The sequence below is a fragment of the Amycolatopsis sp. CFH S0740 genome (genome assembly GCF_004522315.1).
Lineage (GTDB): Bacteria > Actinomycetota > Actinomycetes > Mycobacteriales > Pseudonocardiaceae > Amycolatopsis > Amycolatopsis nivea.
Map to the genome: position 1 here is coordinate 1 of NZ_SDLS01000003.1, position 16703 is coordinate 16703.

Consider the following 16703-nt stretch of genomic DNA (forward strand, 5'->3'; position numbering starts at 1 on the left):
AACACCCTGACCAGCACAAACCAGGATGAAAAATCCTCAATGTGGCATTGGGGCGCTCACGAACGGCGGTCGAGCGCAGCCGCCTCCTCGGGCGTCGGCGCGCTGCCGCCGAGGTGGGCGGGCAGCCACCAGCGCTCGGCGTCGCTCTGCGGGGCCTCCGGGTACTCCGCTTGGGCCTTTTCCAGCAGCTCCGACATCCGGGCGCGCAGGTCCGTCGTCAGTGCTTCGCACGAGTCCTCCGGGCCGGGGCGCATCGGCTCGCCGATCACCACCGAAATCGGCACGTGCCTGCGGGTGAGGTCGCGCGGACGGCCCTTCGTCCACAGCCGCTGCGTGCCCCACAGGGCCATCGGGATCACCGGCACGCCCGCCTCGGCGGCCATCCGGACCGCGCCGGTCTTGATGTCCTTCACGGTGAACGACTGGCTGATCGTGGCCTCCGGAAACACGCCGACGACCTCGCCCGCGCGCAGCCGCGCCACAGCCTCGTCGTAGGACGCCTGCCCGGCGGCGCGGTCCACCGGGATGTGGTGCATGCCGCGCATCAGCGGACCGGCGACCGGGTTGCTGAAGATCTCCTGCTTGGCCATGAACCGCACGAGCCGCTTCGCCGGCCGGGCGCCGAGGCCGCAGTAGATGAAGTCCAGGTAGCTGACGTGTGTGCAGGCGAGCACCGCACCGCCGCGGGCGGGCACGTGTTCGGCGCCGGTCACCCGGAGGCGGTTGTCGAGCAGCCGGAACATCAGCCGCGCGGCGACCAGGACGGGCGGGTACACGAATTCAGCCATGCGCCCAAGGCTACGGGACCGTAGGTTTCCCGCCGGTAGGTCGCGCGGGTCGGCTCCGCCACACTTCAGGGGCAGGACACGTAGTGGAAGTCCGGCGCGCGGTCGAGTTCGCCGACGAGCCGGCTGGCGTCGTCGGCGCGCGGGTAGACCGCGATCCAGAACGGCGTCCCGGTGCGCCGGAAGGTCGCGACGCGGTACCAGGCGGGCAGGTCGTCGGCACAATCCTGGCGATCGGCGTACCCCGACCGGCCGGGCACGGCGAGCGTCGACCGTTCCGCGTCCATCCCGACCACCAGCACGTGCGAACCGGCGCGGCTCGCGAGCAGCCCCGGCGACCCGGCGCTCACGGTGGACCCGGGCGGCAGGTAGCGGGCGAGCCAGTCGCCGACCTCGGCCAGTTGCGCGCCCTGCGTGCTCCAGGCCCGCACGCGCTCCAGCACTTCGGGACTGAACACAGAGACCGCCACCGCGACCCCGGTGAGCGCCGCGGTGACCGCCGGAACCACCCGGGAAATCGCCCGCGGCCTCGGTACCGGAGCGACGACGCCGCACCCGGCCACCGCGGCGACCGCCAGCAAGGGCGGCACCGGCACGAGCAGCCGCCACGACAGTCCCGGATCCTCCTCGAAAAGCACCACGATCCCGGTGTGGCCGACGGCGAGCGCCAGCACCAACCACAACGCCGACCGGGCCTCCACCGCGCGTCCCCGCGATGCCACCAGCCCCGCCACCACCGCGGCCGGGACGAGAAAACCCAAGTGCGCCAAGGCGAAGCCGCCCAGATACGACCAATCCGGTGCGGGCGGCAGACCCACGTCCGGCGCGAACCGGTCGTAGTAGGTAACGCGCCAAGCCGTCCACGGAGCCAGGAACACCAGCGCGCCCAGCACAAAACCGACCGGTGCCCACCAAGTGTGCCGCCCGCGCACGGCAGCGAAAACGAGCCATCCCGCGCCGACGACCGCGAGCACAATCCCTTCCGGCCGCGTCATCACCGCGCTGGCCACGAGCACACCGGCGACCAACGGCCGACCCGCCACCAACGCGTACGCGACACAGAGCACGAGCAACGCGAACATCGGCAGCTCAGTGCCCGAAAGCCCGTACACCGCAAGCCCGTTCGCCCCCGCGGTCAGCAACGCCGCCGCGACCCCGATCGCGCGCCGCGGCTCGGCTCCCTCCGGCAGCCCGAGCGCGGCGATGCGGTTGGCGAGGAAATACGCCATCAACACGCATCCCAGCGCGGCCACGCCACTCAATACGACAGCTGCCGACGGCACGTCCGCACCGAATGCCCCGCGCGGCAAGGCGATCGTTACGAGCCAGAGGAAATTCGAGTACGTCTCGCTGCGGTCGCCAGGGTTGAAGACCGGGCCGTTGCCGTCGGCGATGTTCTGCGCGTACCGGAAGCTGACGTACGCGTCCTCGGTCGCGGTGGCGAACAACAGCTGATGCAGCAGCGAAAACCCGAGAACGAGCAGAAGAACCGCGACCCGCCAGCTCCGGTCCTGCCCCATCCGCCGCCAGGCGGCGACGACTAGCGCGGCCAGCGCCAGCCATCCCCCCACGACCGCGTAAACCACGCGCCCCCAGCCTCCCGCGCCCCTCACCCGTCCAGCCGACCCCGGGCGGACCGTTCCTCACCGGCTCCAGTCAAGCGCGCGGCCGCGCTTCCCGGACATCAGCCGTTCGGGTGTATATGGGGTGCGGTTAGCCTAAGGCCCGATTCCCATCCGCCACGGGGAGCAGGCGGACGCCGATAACTCGAGGAAGACTGTGCCGAGCGACCCCACAACGTTGTCCGTGGCAGCCAGCATCGCCTGCTGCCTGCTCGTGCTCGGGATTCCCGGGCTGATCACCGGCGTCGCCGCCGGATTGCGCGGCTGGCTGCTGGCCGGCCTGACCCCGCTGCTGAGCTACGCCGTCGGCGGCCTCGCGGGCCCGTGGACAGCGGCGATGGGGCTGCCCTTCAACGCCTGGACCTATGCGCTGGCCACCGTCATCTTCGCGGCTGTCGCGTTTGGACTCCGGTGGCTCACGGTGCGCCGGTGGCGGCCCGAGCGAGAGGTGCGAGCCTGGGAACCGCGGGCGAACTGGGCGGTCGCTGCCTGCGTCGTCCTGGCCACCGTCATCGGGTTCTACACGGCCGCGCACGGCATGGGCCACCTCGGCGCGATCGCACAGGGCGGCGACGCGCCGTACGCGGCCAACGGCGTGCGCTACATCGCCGAAACCGGCGACGGCGGCCTTTTCGGCATGGGCACGGTGAACTGGTACGAGGACGGGAAACCGCCTTTCTACCCGAACGCGTACCACCTGCTCGCCTCCGTGCAGTACACGCTCAGCGGCGGTTCGATCCCGCTCACCCTGGACGTGAACACGGCCTTGCTGCCGGGCTTGCTGGCGCTTTCGCTCGCGGTGCTGGTGCGGGCGTTCCGCGGCCGCGCGGTGCTGGCCGGAGCCGTCGCGCTCGCCTCGGTCGCGCCGGTGACGGGCCTGTACGAGTCGATGAACCGCGGGCCGCTGTACCCGTTCCTGCTGGGCATGGCATTCACCCCGTTGGCCGCCGTGGTGCTGCGCCGGTACCTCGACCGGGTCGCACCGGACACCGGTTTCGTGCTGATGATCGGGGCGGTCGGACTGCTCTGCATCCACTCGTCCACGTTGTTCGGCGCGATCCTGTTCGCCGGACCGCTGCTGGTGCAGCGCTGGATCGAGCGGTGGCGCTCGATCGGCAAGGACCTGCTGGCGCTGCTGCCGATCGCAGTGGTGGCGATGCTCGTGGCGTGGCTGCAACTGTTCGGTGCGCTGGGGCTGGCGAACAGCTCGACGGTGCAATACCTCGGTTGGCCCATCGAATGGCGCGCGACGACCGCGCTCGGCGCGTTGCTCGGGTTCCAGCATTTCGAACCAAACCCGCAGCTCTTGCTGTCAGTGGCTTTGCTGGTCGGCTTCATCTTCTTCCGGAGGCTTGGCGCGCTGCGCTGGATCGGCTTGACCGCGCTGGTCACCGGCGTGTTCTATCTGGCGGTCTCGTCCTCGGACGCGCCGCTGATCATGGCACTGGCCCGGCCGTGGTGGGACGATCCGTACCGGTTCATCACCATGGCGACCGTGCCGCTGTCGTTCATCGCGGGCCACGGAATCGCAGCACTGCACGAGTGGCTGAAGGAGCGACTGCCCGCACGGGTACCGCCGGCAGCGCTCGCCGCGGTGGTGCTGATCGCCTTCGTGGGAGCCACTAAAGGCCTGTACACACGGACCAACAGCGATGTGGTCGCGAAGGGGTACCACCCCACTGACCCGGCCCTCGAGCAGATCACGCCCGGCGAGGAACGCGCGATGGCGGAACTGGGCAAGCTCGCGAAGCCGGGCCAATGGGCGATGAACGACCGCTGGGACGGCACGCCGTGGACCTACGCGCTCAGCGGCGTCCGCACCGTCGCCGCCCACGACGACGGCACGAGCCCGCCCTCGGATGCCGTGCTGCTGGCCGCGAAATTCCGCGACTACGACACGGACCCGGCCGTCCGCGCCGCCGTACAGCGCCTGAACATCCACTGGGTGATCCTGGGCCGCCCGGCGGCTCCGCCGAAGCGCGCTTATGCGGATCCGGGCGTGAACGGGTTGGCGGGGCTGCCGTTCCTGAAAGAGGTGTATCGCAACGAGGATTCGGTGGTTTACCAGCTGAATCGCTGACGGGTACGCCGCGGTCCAGTTATTCCAGGATCAAGTACGGCTTCTTCAACACCCGGAAAATATAATTACCGGACCCGACCTTCTCGATCAGAGTGCGGAAGTTCGCCGCACTGAGCACCGAGTACATCGTCTCCTCAAGAATATCCTTCGCGGCGGTCAGGTACTGCTCCGCGGCATCGTCCGAATCGGCGACCGCAGGGTTCCACCTGACGATGACGCCGTACGGCGGCCCCGCGTTGACCTCGAGCACCGCCCCTGGACTCTCCTCAGCCCATGGCTCGCCCTGTGCGTGCACGACAGCCGGGATACCCATCCGCAGCAGCTCGTCGCGAGCGAGATTCGCCAGTTCAGTCCACGACTCGACCGCTTCCGCCGAAGCCTGGACAGCCGCGCCGTCCTCCCCGGGCAGGTTTTCCATTAACCGAAGCGGATCAGACACTCGCGGTTCCTCCCAACCGGGCCGGAGCGGCCAAGATCCGATACTCGTAGTTCATGTGTGCGGAATTGTCGATGAGCACCCGGAAGCCCGCCTTGTCGAGCAAGCGGTGCACCGCGCGCTCGATCATCCTGGTGACCTCGAACACCCGGACCACCAGCGGATCGTCCATCTGCTGCGCGATCAGCTTCGCCCGAAAACTCTCCGAATCGGTGATGGGCGCATTCCAGCTGAACAACACCCCGTACGGGTACCGGTCGGCTACGTGTATTCGCACCCCGGGAGGCTCCTCCAGAGAAACGGGGTCACCGGAGGTGCTGATGGACGCGGGAAGCCCTAGCCGCCGCAGTTCAGCACGAGCCAGCTTCGCCAATTCGACCCAGGTCTCGACCGCCTCGCCAGGAGCGCGGTCCTCGAGCGCTTGACGCTTGTCAAGTAGAGATTTTGTGGAGAATTGGAACGGGTCGGTCATGTCGGCTCCTTACCACTGTCCGCGCAAGGGTGGTCCAGCGGCACGACTGGACCACCCTTGCGCTTCACGAGAATACCCTGTTCACAACCTGCGTATACCCGACTGTCAGGGACGGGACGCCCCAAGGCGGTTAATAGTTGAAGACCCGCTGTTTGAGCAGTTCCCATAGCGTTGCTGCATCGTCTTGCCTCAGGTAGGTAATCGCATACTCGACCACCGTACCCGGACTAAGCTCTTTACTTAAGAGCGGAGCGCAGATATCCGAACACGGAGAACGCTCGGTGAACATCCGCTCAATTTTAGAGAAATCAATTTTTTCGTCGCGCAGCGTCTGAAGAATTACTTCCTCGGCATGCCCGGATGGCCCACTTATCGCACCGATATACCCCTTGGGAAGTTTCCCCGATGGATCTATGTATCCGGGAACCTTGGCGATCGCAATATTCCGCCCCATGGCGTTTTTGTAGCCATACCCCAGCTCCATCCGGTAGCGGAAGGCCAGGTTGGCGAGATCATTCGCATCCGCGGTCGCGCGCGCGTACAAGACCGGCACGATTTTGATCGGGCAGGGAACCCGAGCCGCGACGCCACGGCTTACGGACGCGAAGGTCAGGCACGAGCCCGCGGCATTGCGGATGAAATTCAGCGCGAGGTCGCCGAGCTTGTTGCGGACCGTGATCCCCTGGAGGAATCCCTCCTCGCTCAGCGCGCCCAGTCTGGTCGCGAGCAGGGAATCGGCCGCCACTCCGGTCAGGAGGTCCGCTCCGATGGTGATCTCGAGCCCCACCCCGGCCGCTTCCGCGAAGGCTCCGGCCGAAGCACCCGCCAGCGCGCCTACCAGCGGGGCAGTGCACGTCTCGGCACAGATGATCCCCACGCCGACGGCGACTCCGGCGACGATCGCGCCCGCGATCCCCCACCAGCGGTCCGAGTCCGCCTCGTCCTCGGCCTTCTCCTTCGCGTCCGAGATCGCCTTGTTGATCAGGTACGTCAGCGCCGGGTTGTACGCGCCCTTGAGGCAGTCGTTGAACGTCTGCTCGCTGTACTGCTTGAGCTGGTTGCAGACGGCGACGTTCCGTTCCGACTCGCCCTTCGGGTCGTTGACCATCCGCGTGGCCCGGGCAACGCAGTCGTCGTGATCCGGGCCACCCGGAATCACGTTGCAAGCGTTGTTGACGTCGTCCGAGAATTTCTTCTTGGCATCGGCGATTTCTTGATTCGCCTTGGCTATCGCCTTGTCCCGCGCTTCGTTCGCGGCCTTGACCGCGTCGTTCGCGTCCTTGCCGGCATCGATCGCGTCCTGGTACGCCTGATGCGCCGCGGCGATGGCGCTCTGCGCGTACCGCGTCGCGATGTTGGCCGAGTGTCGCGCCGAAGCCGCCGACTGCGACGCCCGGACAGCCGCTTGTGAGGCCCGCTTCGCCGCATCGGCGGCTTGCGCGGCGGACTGGTTGGCTTGCCGCGCGGACTCCTGCGCGTCACGTGCGGACTGGACAGCCTGGGTTGCCGATGCCACCGCGTCTTTGGCGTAGCCACGAGCCTGTGCTGCGTAGGCTTCCGCGTCCTTGGCCGCGTTGCGCGCCGTCGCCGCGACAGATTGAGCGGTAGCCGCGTTTTCCGCCGCCTTGGCCGCGATCGACGTGGCTTCCGAGACCAATCCGGCGACGGCGGCGTTGTGCGCGGCGGATTCCCGGTCATGCCGGGCAGCGATGTACTGACCGTTGAGCCGGTACTGCCGCACGATGTCCGGCGAACCCGCGAGCGCGGCCTGCGCGAGCATCCGTGCTTCCGGACCGGTGTTCTGGTTCGCGATGAGCTGGTTCAGCGCGATACGGTCGTCCTTTTCCCGGGCGATGTTCTGCCCGGTGTCCAGGAAATTCCGGTACGCCTCAACAGTTCCGGCGTCGAGCGCCTTCTGCGCTTCGGAGACGACGACGGCATCACCGGACGCACGCGCCGCGGCCAGCACCTGGTCGACCTGGATCCGAAAATCGGTGTTCTCGCATGGATAATCCGGAGCCGCCAGGAACTGCTTGACGTCGGCGTCGCTTCCGGCCAGCGCCTTCTCCGCTGCCGCCTTCTTGGCAGGCACCGCGTCGGCGACCAGTTCCTGCAGCGTCTCCCGATCGTCCTGCCCCGCGGCACGGGTGATCCCGGTCTGGACGAACTCGAGCACCTCGCGGTCAGCGCCGGACAGCGCGCCTTCGGCTGCCGATTTGGTCCATGGACCGCCGGTCTCCAGCAGCCGCAACGCGACCTTGCGACCATCGGTCACGGCTAGCGCCGGATCTGTTCCCGGCGCAGTCGCCTCAGCGAGCAGGCGGTTCGTTTCGGCGTCGCGCTGTGCCTCTTGCGCGGCGTTCCACTTGCGAGTCAGCCCGAGCTGATCTTGGACCTCGAGCGCCTGGTGCGCCGCTTCCGTGGCCTGGTCAGCCTGGACGGCGAGGCGATCGGCGTCAGCCTTCCGGGCGGCGTCGTAAATGCGTTTGGCCTGGGCTGCCGCGTCACTGGCGATCCTCGCCGCTGCGGTCGCCGCGTTCGCGTGGTCCGTTGCCAGCTGAGCAGCGTGCTCGGCCTCGCCCGCGTGCTGGGCCGCATCATCTGCGGCAGCCGCAGCCAACGCTGCGTCCACCACCGCCCGAGCGGCGAGTTCGCGAGCCTGTGCCGCCGCGGCGTCGGCCTCGTCCGCGAAGGCCCGGGCAGCAGCAGCCGAACGATTTGCCCGGTCGGCCTCCCGCGCCGCCTTCGCGGCCGCCGCCTCTGCCTGTCGAGCATCCGCACCAGCGTGCTGCGCCCATTTGACGGCTGCCCGTGCGGACGCAGCCGACTTCTCCGCGTTCTGCCCGGCCGAACCCGCCGCGTCGACCGCTTCCCGGGCATGGCCGAGTGCCACCCGAGCCAGGTCGATCGCATCCTGGGCCTTTTTCGCCTCGATCGACGCGGACGCCGCGTCTTTCGCTGCCTTCGACGCGTCGCCAGCCTTACCACGATCCACTCGCGCTGCGGCAGCCGCGTTCCACGCCGCCGCCGAGGCATTGCCAGCCTTCGAAGCAGCGGCGGCCGCACGCGAAGCAGCTTGCGCGGCAACCCGCGCCGCAGCCGTAGCCGCGTTGGCCGCGCCCATGGCGGCCTGCGCCGCGCTCGCTGCCCGATTCGCTGCCGTCGCCGCACGACCAGCGGCATCCGCTGCGCCCGCTGCGTTGTCCTTGGCCGCCTCAGCGGCCTTCTCCGCGAATTCGCTCGCTTGTCGAGCCTTGTCAGCTTCTTCCAGCGCGCGGGCCGCGGAGTCCTTGGCAGCCTGCGTCTTCTCCGCAGCCTGTTGCCCGGCGATCTTCGCCGAGTCCAGCAACTGCTGGATGCTGTCGGTCTCCTGGTCCCGAGCTGCCGCGATTTCCCACTCACGGTCGAGGAAGATCCGCAGTGCGTTCGGGGAACCGTCGCCGAGGGCGGTCTGTGCGGCGGCCTGCACTTCCTTTCCGCCGACGGCCAGGATCTGGTTGACCCGCACCCGCAGGTCGACCGCCTCCGCCTTCGCCGCGGTGGTGTTCAGGAACTCGTGCAGTGCGTCTGAACTGCCGTCGTCCAAAGCCGTCTGGGCGGCCTTGCGCACCTGCGGACCGGCGGCCGCGAGAATCTGGTTGACCCGGATCCGAAGGTCGGTGGTCGACGCGGTGCCCCAGCCGGTGTCCAGGAAATTCCGCAGTGCCTTGGGATCGGTGTCCGCCGCGTCGAGTGCCCGCTGAGCGGCACTCTTCACCGCGGGACCGCCGGAGGCGAGAAGCTGATCGACCGCGATCCGGTCGTCCAGCGCGGTCAGCCGGTCGAGATTGTCTTGGAGGAACGCGTTGACGTCCGCGTCCGACCCGGTCAACGCTCGCTCGGCGGCCGCCTTTGTCTGGGATCCGGCGTCTCGCCAGATAATCAGGACCTTGCCTCGCGGCGTCAGGATCTGACCGTCCGCGGCAACCGCCGCGGCGGCGGGCTGAGCTGGCGCGGCCATTGCCTGCCGGACGCCAAGTTGCATGGTCAGCGCCATCACGAGGACGGCGATCAGGCCGGCGCGCCACGCCCGCCACGTTCTTCGAACCAGTTTCATGACCCTCTTCCCAGGAATGTCTTGTTTTTGACAAAGGACATGACAAAGAAAGCCGGAACATGGAGATCGGCAAACAGGTCTGGAAAAGCCTGGCACTAAACCCGCAGAGAAGCCGCGAACGCGACACGGCGGCATCAGGTTAGCAATCAACAGGAACCGTAATTGCCGTGATGTTCCTCACGTCGAGGACGAGTAATACCTGCACATCACCGGCGATAGCAAAGCGGACGAGCTGTAGCGATCAATCGAACGGATTGACATGCACATCAAAAAACTGGGGATTAGCACCGTCGCCGCGGTGGCAGCAATTACGTCATTCAGCCTATGGACCGCGGGAGCCGCCACTGGTAATCCGCAGGCCGCGGCCGACGAACCCGGTTCGATCGTGGAGGACTATTCCTACCCCGGTGCCGCCTTAATTCAGCAGAAGTACAACGTGGTTCTCACCTCCGGCGACGGACACATTGTTTTCGCCGACTGTGCGACCCCGCCCGACGGAAACGTCGGCGTGCTCCAGGTTCGTTCTACGGAAAACGTAGGAAAGGACGGACTCGTCTGCTTCAAGGTCCTCGCGGCCACCGGACGTCTCGCGCTTCGTCTTCCCGCGGTCTACGAGATCCGCGGCGACGGCAAAGTCTCCGGTGCCGGCCACAGGATGAAGGCCGACCTCACCACCGACGCCGGCCAGCACTCGACAGTCGACGTCGCCGGTTACGGCAGCACCCCGGTCGGCATCGGCAGCAACCCGAACAACGCTCCCACCACACTTCTCCAGCTCACGGTCAGCCCTTGAGCCAGCGAAAATCCAGCACCCCATCGGACCGTGAAGGAAGAACGCCTGTGCCTCGAAGAAGCCGCAGCATCCTGGCTCTCTCCGCCACCCTGGTCACCGGCGGCGTACTGACCGCCGTCCCGGCGCACGCAGTGTCCGGCGGGACGACCGTGCCAGTCGGTACCTCCGGATATCTCGCGCGCATCGCGACCCCCACGAAAGCATGCTCGGCCGCGCTGATCGACCCGTCCTGGGTCATCACCTCGGCAACCTGCCTGACCGCGAGCGCCACCGGTGCGCCTACTGAAAACGCGACAGTCAGCGTCGGCGCGGTCGACGTCAGCACCGGAGCCGGAACGAACGCCAAGGTCGTCAAGGTAATCGGCCGGACCGATCGCGATGTCGCGCTGGCGAAACTCGACAAGCCCGCTACCGGGATCGCACCGGTCGCACTGGCCACGACTGCCCCGGTGAGCGGGGAATCCCTCCAACTGGCTGGCTTTGGCCGTACCGCGACCGAATGGGTGCCTGCTCGGCCGTCCATTGCCACGTTCTCGGTCTCGTCGGTGAACGCCACCGAGGCGTCGGTGACTTCAGCGAACGGTTCGGACACCTGCCTCGGCGACGCTGGCGGCCCCGCTCTGCGCACGGTGGGCGACAAGGTCGAAGTCGTGGCCGTCAACAGCCGTTCCTGGCAGCACGGCTGCCTCGCGGTGACCGAAACCCGCGAAGGCGGCACCGAAGCCCGGGTCGACGACCTCGCCGACTGGGTCCGGCAGAACACCGTTCCGACTCCGGTGAGCTGCCCGAACGGCGCGGTCGTCTGGGACGACATGGCCGACGGCAGCCTGTGGCGGCACATCCACAATGGCCCGGTGAACGGCACAGCGAGCTGGACCGAACCGACCAAGTCGAGCGGCAACGGCTGGTTCGGGCGGCCGGTCGCGGGCAAGAACGGTGCCATGTGGGACGTCCACCGTTCGTACGGCGCGGGCGACCCGTACGGCGACGGCGTCCTCAAGCTCTGGAAATGGGACGGCACGAACCTGACCGGCGGCAAGGCGGTCGGCGACGGATGGGGCCGGTATCTCACGCCGGAGTTCAAGAACCGCATCACCGTCGACCAGGCCGGACGCATTTTCATGGTCAACGACCAGGGCGAACTGCGCGCCTATCTCTGGGACGACGCTGCCAACAAGTGGGTCGACGGCAATGGCCAGCTCGTCGACACCGGCTGGACGAAGTACGACTCGATCACCGCTGCCGGCGACGGCGTGCTCTACGCCCGGACACCGAACGGCGATCTGTACCGCTTCCAGTACGACTTCGGCGCGGCGAAATGGACTCAGCGGGAGAAACTGGTCGGCACCGGATGGAACATCTTCAGCGGCATCTTCTCGCCTGGAGCTGACATCCTGTACGGCCGCGGCGCCTGGGGTCCGGGCCCGTGGGACGGCAAGGACGGCCCGGTTCTGCGCTGGTACCGGTACTCCGCGAACACGGACACCTGGCTGCCGGTAGGTACCAGCGGCACGAGCGTCGGTTCCGGGTGGAACACCGACCTCCACGCGACTGCCGCGCCGGACTCGTGCCGGCTCGTTCCGTGAGCTGAGCTCTCCTCAAACGTCTGAGGAGGCCGCCCGAACCCGGGCGGCCTCCTCAGACGCGAGAACTCAGGCGGCGTCGACCGGAGCCGTCCGCCGGGCCGCCATCTTCGCGCCCAGCGCGGCGAAACCGGCCGTGAGCAGGTCCGCCACGGTGAACATGACCCGCGACGCCACCGCGAAGGCCGTCGCCTGGCCGACCGTCAGGCCGCTGGCCGTGAGGACCGCGACCTGCGCGACCTCGCGGACGCCGACCCCGCTGGGCAGGATGAAGGCGAACGTGCCGACCGTCATCGCGACGGCCATCGCGCCCACGCACAGGATGAATCCGTTGAAGCCCGGCGCGCCGACGGAGTTCGCCAGCAGCCACAGGTGCACGCCCTGCAGAGCCCACGCGCCGGTGGAGGCGCCGAACGCCTTGAGCACGACGCCCCAGCCCAGCGGCTCGGCGAGCGGCGGACGGCGCAGGAGCTTCAGGACCAGCGACGTGCCCCAGCTCAGGATGCGCGGGTGCAGCAGCGCGAGACCGACCGGGATCAGCACGAACAGCCACATCGCGCGCGGGCTGTTGCTGAACACCGCCGGTGCCGCGAGCAGCGACACGACCAGCGCGGACACCACGCTCACGCCCAGCTGGATCAGCGAGCCGGTGAAGATCCGGGCCCTTGCCAAGCCGGCCTTGCGACCCAACTCCATCTGCAGCAGGTACGCCCACACGGACCCCGGGACGTACTTGCCGAGCGAGCCGACCAGGCAGATCTGCGCGCCGCGCGCGTAGCCGATCGGTTTGCCCAGATGGTCAACCAGGACCTGCCAGCCCCAAGTGGACACCATGATCGCCAGGATCAGCGCCACCAGGCTCAGCGCCGAGGACTGCCAAGCGACATCCGACAGCGTGTGCCAGAACTCGTCCCAGTTGGACGCCAGGCTCTTCGCCGCGAAGCCGATCACCAAGAGGATGGCGACCCAGCGCACGACGTCGAGCACCCGCGCCTTGGTGGACTTGCGGGCTTTTCCGGTGGTCGGGGCGTCCTCAGCGGACGGAGTGTCCTCAGTGGACGGGGTGTCGTCCCCCGGGCTCTGCGTACGAACGGTCGTCACTGCCTCTCAGCTCCTCAGGCCTGTACCGTGACCAGCCGGCTGAACTCGGACAGCAGATCGTAGCCGTCCCAGACCCCGGCGAACGTGAGGGCCGAGCCGAAGGGCACGACCCGGTCCACCCCGCGTCCGGCGAGCGCCGTCACGAATCCGGTCAGTTCCTCGCGGGTGAACCCGAACTGGCTCACTGTCTGGTCCTTGCGCTGCACGATCGGCACCAGCTCGTCCAGCGACGCCACCGAGGCGTTCGCGAACGTGCCCGCGCCCAGCCATTCGCGCGGCATCACCTTGGCGTCGGCCAGCTCGAGCGTCGCCAGCGCGTTGCCGTCGAAGCGGATCGACGACACCAGACCGTCGACCGCCGCGCCGTACGCCGACACTCGCTTCTGCACGGCCATCGCCGGCTCGGTGACGTGCTGTTTCGCTGCCAGCACCTCGGCGAGCAGCCCGCGGAACTCCTGTCCGGCGGCCTGCGCGCCCGACGCGTCGCCGACCCAGAACACCGCGCGCGGCGAAGAGCAGGCAGCCTGGTCGAACCAGTACGAGTCGTTGTAGAAGCCCTCGGCGGCCGCCTTGCGCTGCTCCGGCGCGGCTTCCTGCCAGCCGCGCACCGACGCGATCGCGAACGACGAGCGGTCCGGGAAGGTGAGGTCCCGCGCGTGCGGGGCCAGCGGGTATTTCCGCAGCGCGGCCACGGAAGCGTCGCCGCCCCAGATCACTCGCAGGTCCGCGGCCAGCGACAACGCGCCGCTGACCTCGTCGCTGCGGTCGTAGGTGACCATGCGCTGGGTGGCGCGGATGGTGGCCGCGGTCTCCGGCGAGACGTCTTCCATCGCCGCGTTCAGCGCTTCCAGCACGGCTTCCGCCGCACCGGCCGAACGCGAGGACACGCGCACGACGTTGCTGTTGCCCGCCAACGCCGACAACGCCCACGAGTACACGAAAATGGTGTCCACGTTGGCAGGCGGCACGTGGAAAACGAGCCCGCGCGGGAACCGCAGCGAATCGCCGTTGGTTTCCAAAGTGGACAGTGACTTCGCGAGTTCTCCCTTGCGCAGGAAGAAACCCAGCGAGGCCAGCTCCGGGAAACGCCGCGCCAGCGCGGGCGCGAGCAGCTTGCGCGCGAACTTCGTGACGAACTCGACCACCCGCGGGTCGCCGACCGTCAGCCTGCCGCCGGGCGGTTCCTCGCGCAGTTCGTCCAGCAGGGCGCCGACCGAAACCGAGTCGCCGAGCGGAAAACGCTGGTCCAAAGCACTCACGCGGCCGCTCCCTGGAACGTGTCCGAGCACCCGCGGGCCTCGGCCTTCGGCAGCCTGCCTAGCACGGAGAAATGCTTGCCCGGCCAGTCGCCGTCGTCGATTCCGTTGTACACGCCCAGGTCCTCGGTGAGCAGCACGTGCCCGGGGTACGAGCGCGGCAGCGTGCTCACCACCTCGATGACTCCCGGTTTGCCGACCGGCTGCTCTTCCCAGTTCTCCGGGTCGCGGATCACGACGTCGGCGAAATCGGGGCAGTACAAGGAGTTCCCGGACGGACCCTCGAGGAACACGGTGCCGATCTGCTCGATCATCCCGTAGTAGTTGTGGATCCGGGTGAGGCCGGTGTCCTCTTTGAACCGCCTGCGGAACTCGCTGTTGTCGACCGCGCGGTCGATCAGCTTCTTCCAGCCGCCGGAGTGGATGAGGATGCCGTTCGACAGGTCGAGCTTGTGCTCGCGGGCGACCTCGTAGAGGTACTGCCACACCATGAAGGTGAAGCCGAAGATCAGGAAGGGCTTGTCGCCGTACTCGGCGAGGAACTTCCGCACGGCTTCGACGTCCGGCTTGTCGTTCTCGTCCAGCACGTAAGTGTGCTTGCGGCCGAAGTTCGCCATGCCGAGCACGCCCGCGCCGCGCGCGGAGAACGAACGGCGGTTCTTGATGATGCCGATGGTGTCGACCATCAGCATCGGCAGCCGCTCGCCGCCCAGCACCTCCTGCAAGGTGGCGCCGAGCTGCTTCGTCTGCGCGCCCGCCGCTTCCTTGTCCAGGTAGATCCGCGACGCGCCGGCCCCGGTGGTGCCCGAGGACGTGAGGGTCTTGAAGACCTCGGAGTCCGGAATGGACTTCAGGTCGTGCGTTTTGAACATCCGCACCGGCAGCCACGGCAGGTCCGCGATCGTGGCGAACGACGCGTCCGGCGCGAAACCGAGCGAGGAGAGGATGCGCTCGTACCCGGCGGAGTTCGCCCGGTGGTGCGCGGTCAGCTCCGCGAGCTCAGGGAGCAGCGCCGCCTCTCGCTCCGCCTGCGAGCGCGTGAACACACTCATACCCGTCCTTCCAGCGACCGGTAGTCGATCTTCCCGCTGGCCAGCAGCGGCACTGTGTCGATCGGGCGCACGTCGAACCCGCTGGCGTGCAGGTGCAGCCGCTCCGCCAGCGCCCGAGCGGCGTCCTTGCAGATCGCCTTCGCGCCGTCGCCCTCGGGCAGTTCGGCGAACAGCACGACCTTGTCGCCCGCGGGCACCGCGGCCACGACGTCGATGCCCACCGCGGCCGTGCGCACGGCCTGCTCCAGGTCGTCCAGGCTGACCCGGTTGCCGAATACCTTGCCGATCCGCTTGAGCCTGCCGGTGATGTACAGATACCCCTCGTCGTCGAGGTACCCGAGATCCCCGGTGGCCAGCATTCCGCCGTATTCGTCGCCCGCGCTCAGCCCTGCTTCGTCCTCCGCGTAACCCATCATCACGTTAGGTCCACGGTAAAGGACCTCACCGACAATTTTGGGATGCGTGGTTTCCTCGCCGTCGTCGCGGCGGATGGAGAACGAACCGCCCGGCAGCGCCGGACCGGCCGAGCCGATCTTGTCCGCGAGCCGCTCGGCGGGCACCGTGGTCATCCGCGGGGACGCCTCGGTCTGGCCGTACATGACGTACATCCGGCCGCCGACCGCGAGCATCTTGTCGTTGAACTCGGCGACCAGATCGTCCCGCAGCTTGCCCCCAGCCTGGGTGAGGGTCCGCAGGGTCGGGTACTTCGCCGGGTCGAATTTCAGCCGGCGCAGCATTTCGTAGTGATAGGGCACGCCGGACAGCGAAGTCACGCCGTGTTCCTTCACCGAATCCCAGAATCCGCGGCCGAGTACGCCTGAAGATTCGATAACCACAGTCGCACCGCGCAAAAGGTGCGAATTGAGCACCGAAAGGCCGTAGCTGTAGTGCAGCGGCAGACAGGTCGGAGCGACCTCCTCCGCGTCGATCGCCAGCACCTGCGCGATGGCGTCGGCGTTGGCCAGCAGACCCTGCCGGGAGAGCCGGACGAGCTTCGGATTGCCGGTGGAACCGCTGGTCGGGAGCAGAACGGCGAGGTCAGGGTGCGGGACCGCGCCCTCGGCCGACTCGCGCACCCAGTGCCCGTTTTCGGCCCGGTAACCGTCGGGCGCGTCCGCTTCGGGGGCGGCCAGCACGGCAGCCGGCCGGAACCGGGTGATCAGGCCTTCGAGCACCTCCGCGTCGAGCGCGGGGTCGATCAGCGCGATCGCCCGTCCCGCCTCGAACGCGCCGAGGTACCGCAGCACGCTGTCCAGGTCCAGCGACATCCGCGCGAACAGCACGCCGGGCGGGAGCTCCGCCAGCGCGGCCGCGGACCGTTCGACCTCCGCCGTCAGCTCGTCGCCCGCCAGCGTGCGGCCACCGGCCACGTCGACCAGCCGGGACCCTTCGCCAACCAGATTCACCGAACCTCCTCGCCCTCGCGA

At 68.1% G+C, this 16703-nt stretch carries 12 protein-coding genes; 3 read left to right on the plus strand and 9 right to left on the minus strand.

Annotated elements, in window-relative coordinates:
• Positions 1 to 56 precede the first annotated feature (56 nt).
• Together EIZ45_RS06240 and EIZ45_RS06245 are read right to left on the minus strand one after the other, a co-directional pair.
• Complete coding sequence (locus EIZ45_RS06240; protein ID WP_043837805.1) at positions 57 to 788, minus strand: 1-acyl-sn-glycerol-3-phosphate acyltransferase; 732 nt, start codon at positions 786 to 788, stop codon at positions 57 to 59.
• A gap of 65 nt (positions 789 to 853) precedes the next feature.
• Positions 854 to 2371: a hypothetical protein gene (locus EIZ45_RS06245; RefSeq protein WP_134664430.1), complete on the minus strand. Its 1518-nt coding sequence runs from the start codon at positions 2369 to 2371 to the stop codon at positions 854 to 856.
• A gap of 220 nt (positions 2372 to 2591) precedes the next feature.
• Here EIZ45_RS06245 and EIZ45_RS06250 point away from each other — a divergent pair, with 220 nt between their 5' ends.
• Positions 2592 to 4487, plus strand: coding sequence for a DUF6541 family protein (locus tag EIZ45_RS06250; protein ID WP_240690711.1), 1896 nt, complete (start codon positions 2592 to 2594; stop codon positions 4485 to 4487).
• A 19-nt stretch (positions 4488 to 4506) separates the two neighbouring features.
• Here the strand turns inward: EIZ45_RS06250 and EIZ45_RS06255 are convergent, their stop codons facing one another.
• The 3 genes from EIZ45_RS06255 to EIZ45_RS06265 all read right to left on the minus strand — a co-directional run bounded on the left by EIZ45_RS06255 (position 4507) and on the right by EIZ45_RS06265 (position 9491).
• Positions 4507 to 4926 carry a hypothetical protein gene (locus EIZ45_RS06255; RefSeq protein ID WP_134664432.1) on the minus strand — a complete coding sequence of 140 codons (420 nt, stop codon included), beginning with the start codon at positions 4924 to 4926 and terminating at the stop codon, positions 4507 to 4509.
• Positions 4919 to 5395, minus strand: a complete 477-nt coding sequence (locus tag EIZ45_RS06260; RefSeq protein ID WP_134664434.1) for a hypothetical protein — start codon at positions 5393 to 5395, stop codon at positions 4919 to 4921. The genes EIZ45_RS06255 and EIZ45_RS06260 overlap by 8 nt, the downstream gene beginning before the upstream one ends.
• Before the next feature lie 130 nt (positions 5396 to 5525).
• On the minus strand, positions 5526 to 9491 hold the full coding sequence (locus EIZ45_RS06265; protein WP_167756358.1) for a nucleic acid/nucleotide deaminase domain-containing protein: 3966 nt from the start codon (positions 9489 to 9491) through the stop codon (positions 5526 to 5528).
• 259 nt (positions 9492 to 9750) lie between these two features.
• Here EIZ45_RS06265 and EIZ45_RS06270 point away from each other — a divergent pair, with 259 nt between their 5' ends.
• Together EIZ45_RS06270 and EIZ45_RS06275 are read left to right on the plus strand one after the other, a co-directional pair.
• Positions 9751 to 10284, plus strand: a complete 534-nt coding sequence (locus EIZ45_RS06270) for a hypothetical protein (RefSeq protein WP_134664438.1) — start codon at positions 9751 to 9753, stop codon at positions 10282 to 10284.
• A gap of 47 nt (positions 10285 to 10331) precedes the next feature.
• Positions 10332 to 11870, plus strand: a complete 1539-nt coding sequence (locus tag EIZ45_RS06275) for a tachylectin-related carbohydrate-binding protein (RefSeq protein ID WP_134664440.1) — start codon at positions 10332 to 10334, stop codon at positions 11868 to 11870.
• A gap of 66 nt (positions 11871 to 11936) precedes the next feature.
• Here EIZ45_RS06275 and EIZ45_RS06280 read toward each other — a convergent pair whose 3' ends face one another.
• The 4 genes from EIZ45_RS06280 to EIZ45_RS06295 are packed head-to-tail and all read right to left on the minus strand — an operon-like array spanning position 11937 to position 16682.
• On the minus strand, positions 11937 to 12968 hold the full coding sequence (locus tag EIZ45_RS06280) for a lysylphosphatidylglycerol synthase transmembrane domain-containing protein (protein WP_205670017.1): 1032 nt from the start codon (positions 12966 to 12968) through the stop codon (positions 11937 to 11939).
• Between the two features lie 14 nt (positions 12969 to 12982).
• On the minus strand, positions 12983 to 14227 hold the full coding sequence (locus EIZ45_RS06285; protein WP_134664443.1) for an acyl-CoA reductase: 1245 nt from the start codon (positions 14225 to 14227) through the stop codon (positions 12983 to 12985).
• Positions 14224 to 15276 carry an acyl-protein synthetase gene (locus EIZ45_RS06290; protein ID WP_134664445.1) on the minus strand — a complete coding sequence of 351 codons (1053 nt, stop codon included), beginning with the start codon at positions 15274 to 15276 and terminating at the stop codon, positions 14224 to 14226. The genes EIZ45_RS06285 and EIZ45_RS06290 overlap by 4 nt, the downstream gene beginning before the upstream one ends.
• The gene (locus EIZ45_RS06295) at positions 15273 to 16682 is read right to left on the minus strand and encodes an AMP-binding protein (protein ID WP_134664447.1); all 1410 of its coding nucleotides are present in this window, start codon (positions 16680 to 16682) and stop codon (positions 15273 to 15275) included. The genes EIZ45_RS06290 and EIZ45_RS06295 overlap by 4 nt, the downstream gene beginning before the upstream one ends.
• Positions 16683 to 16703 lie beyond the last annotated feature (21 nt).

Coding starts and splice junctions, on each gene's coding strand:
- EIZ45_RS06240 (WP_043837805.1), bottom strand. CDS start 788: ATGGCTGAATTCGTGTACCCGCCCGTCCTGGTCGCCGCGCGGCTGATG.
- EIZ45_RS06260 (WP_134664434.1), bottom strand. CDS start 5,395: ATGACCGACCCGTTCCAATTCTCCACAAAATCTCTACTTGACAAGCGT.
- EIZ45_RS06265 (WP_167756358.1), bottom strand. CDS start 9,491: ATGAAACTGGTTCGAAGAACGTGGCGGGCGTGGCGCGCCGGCCTGATC.
- EIZ45_RS06270 (WP_134664438.1), top strand. CDS start 9,751: ATGCACATCAAAAAACTGGGGATTAGCACCGTCGCCGCGGTGGCAGCA.
- EIZ45_RS06290 (WP_134664445.1), bottom strand. CDS start 15,276: ATGAGTGTGTTCACGCGCTCGCAGGCGGAGCGAGAGGCGGCGCTGCTC.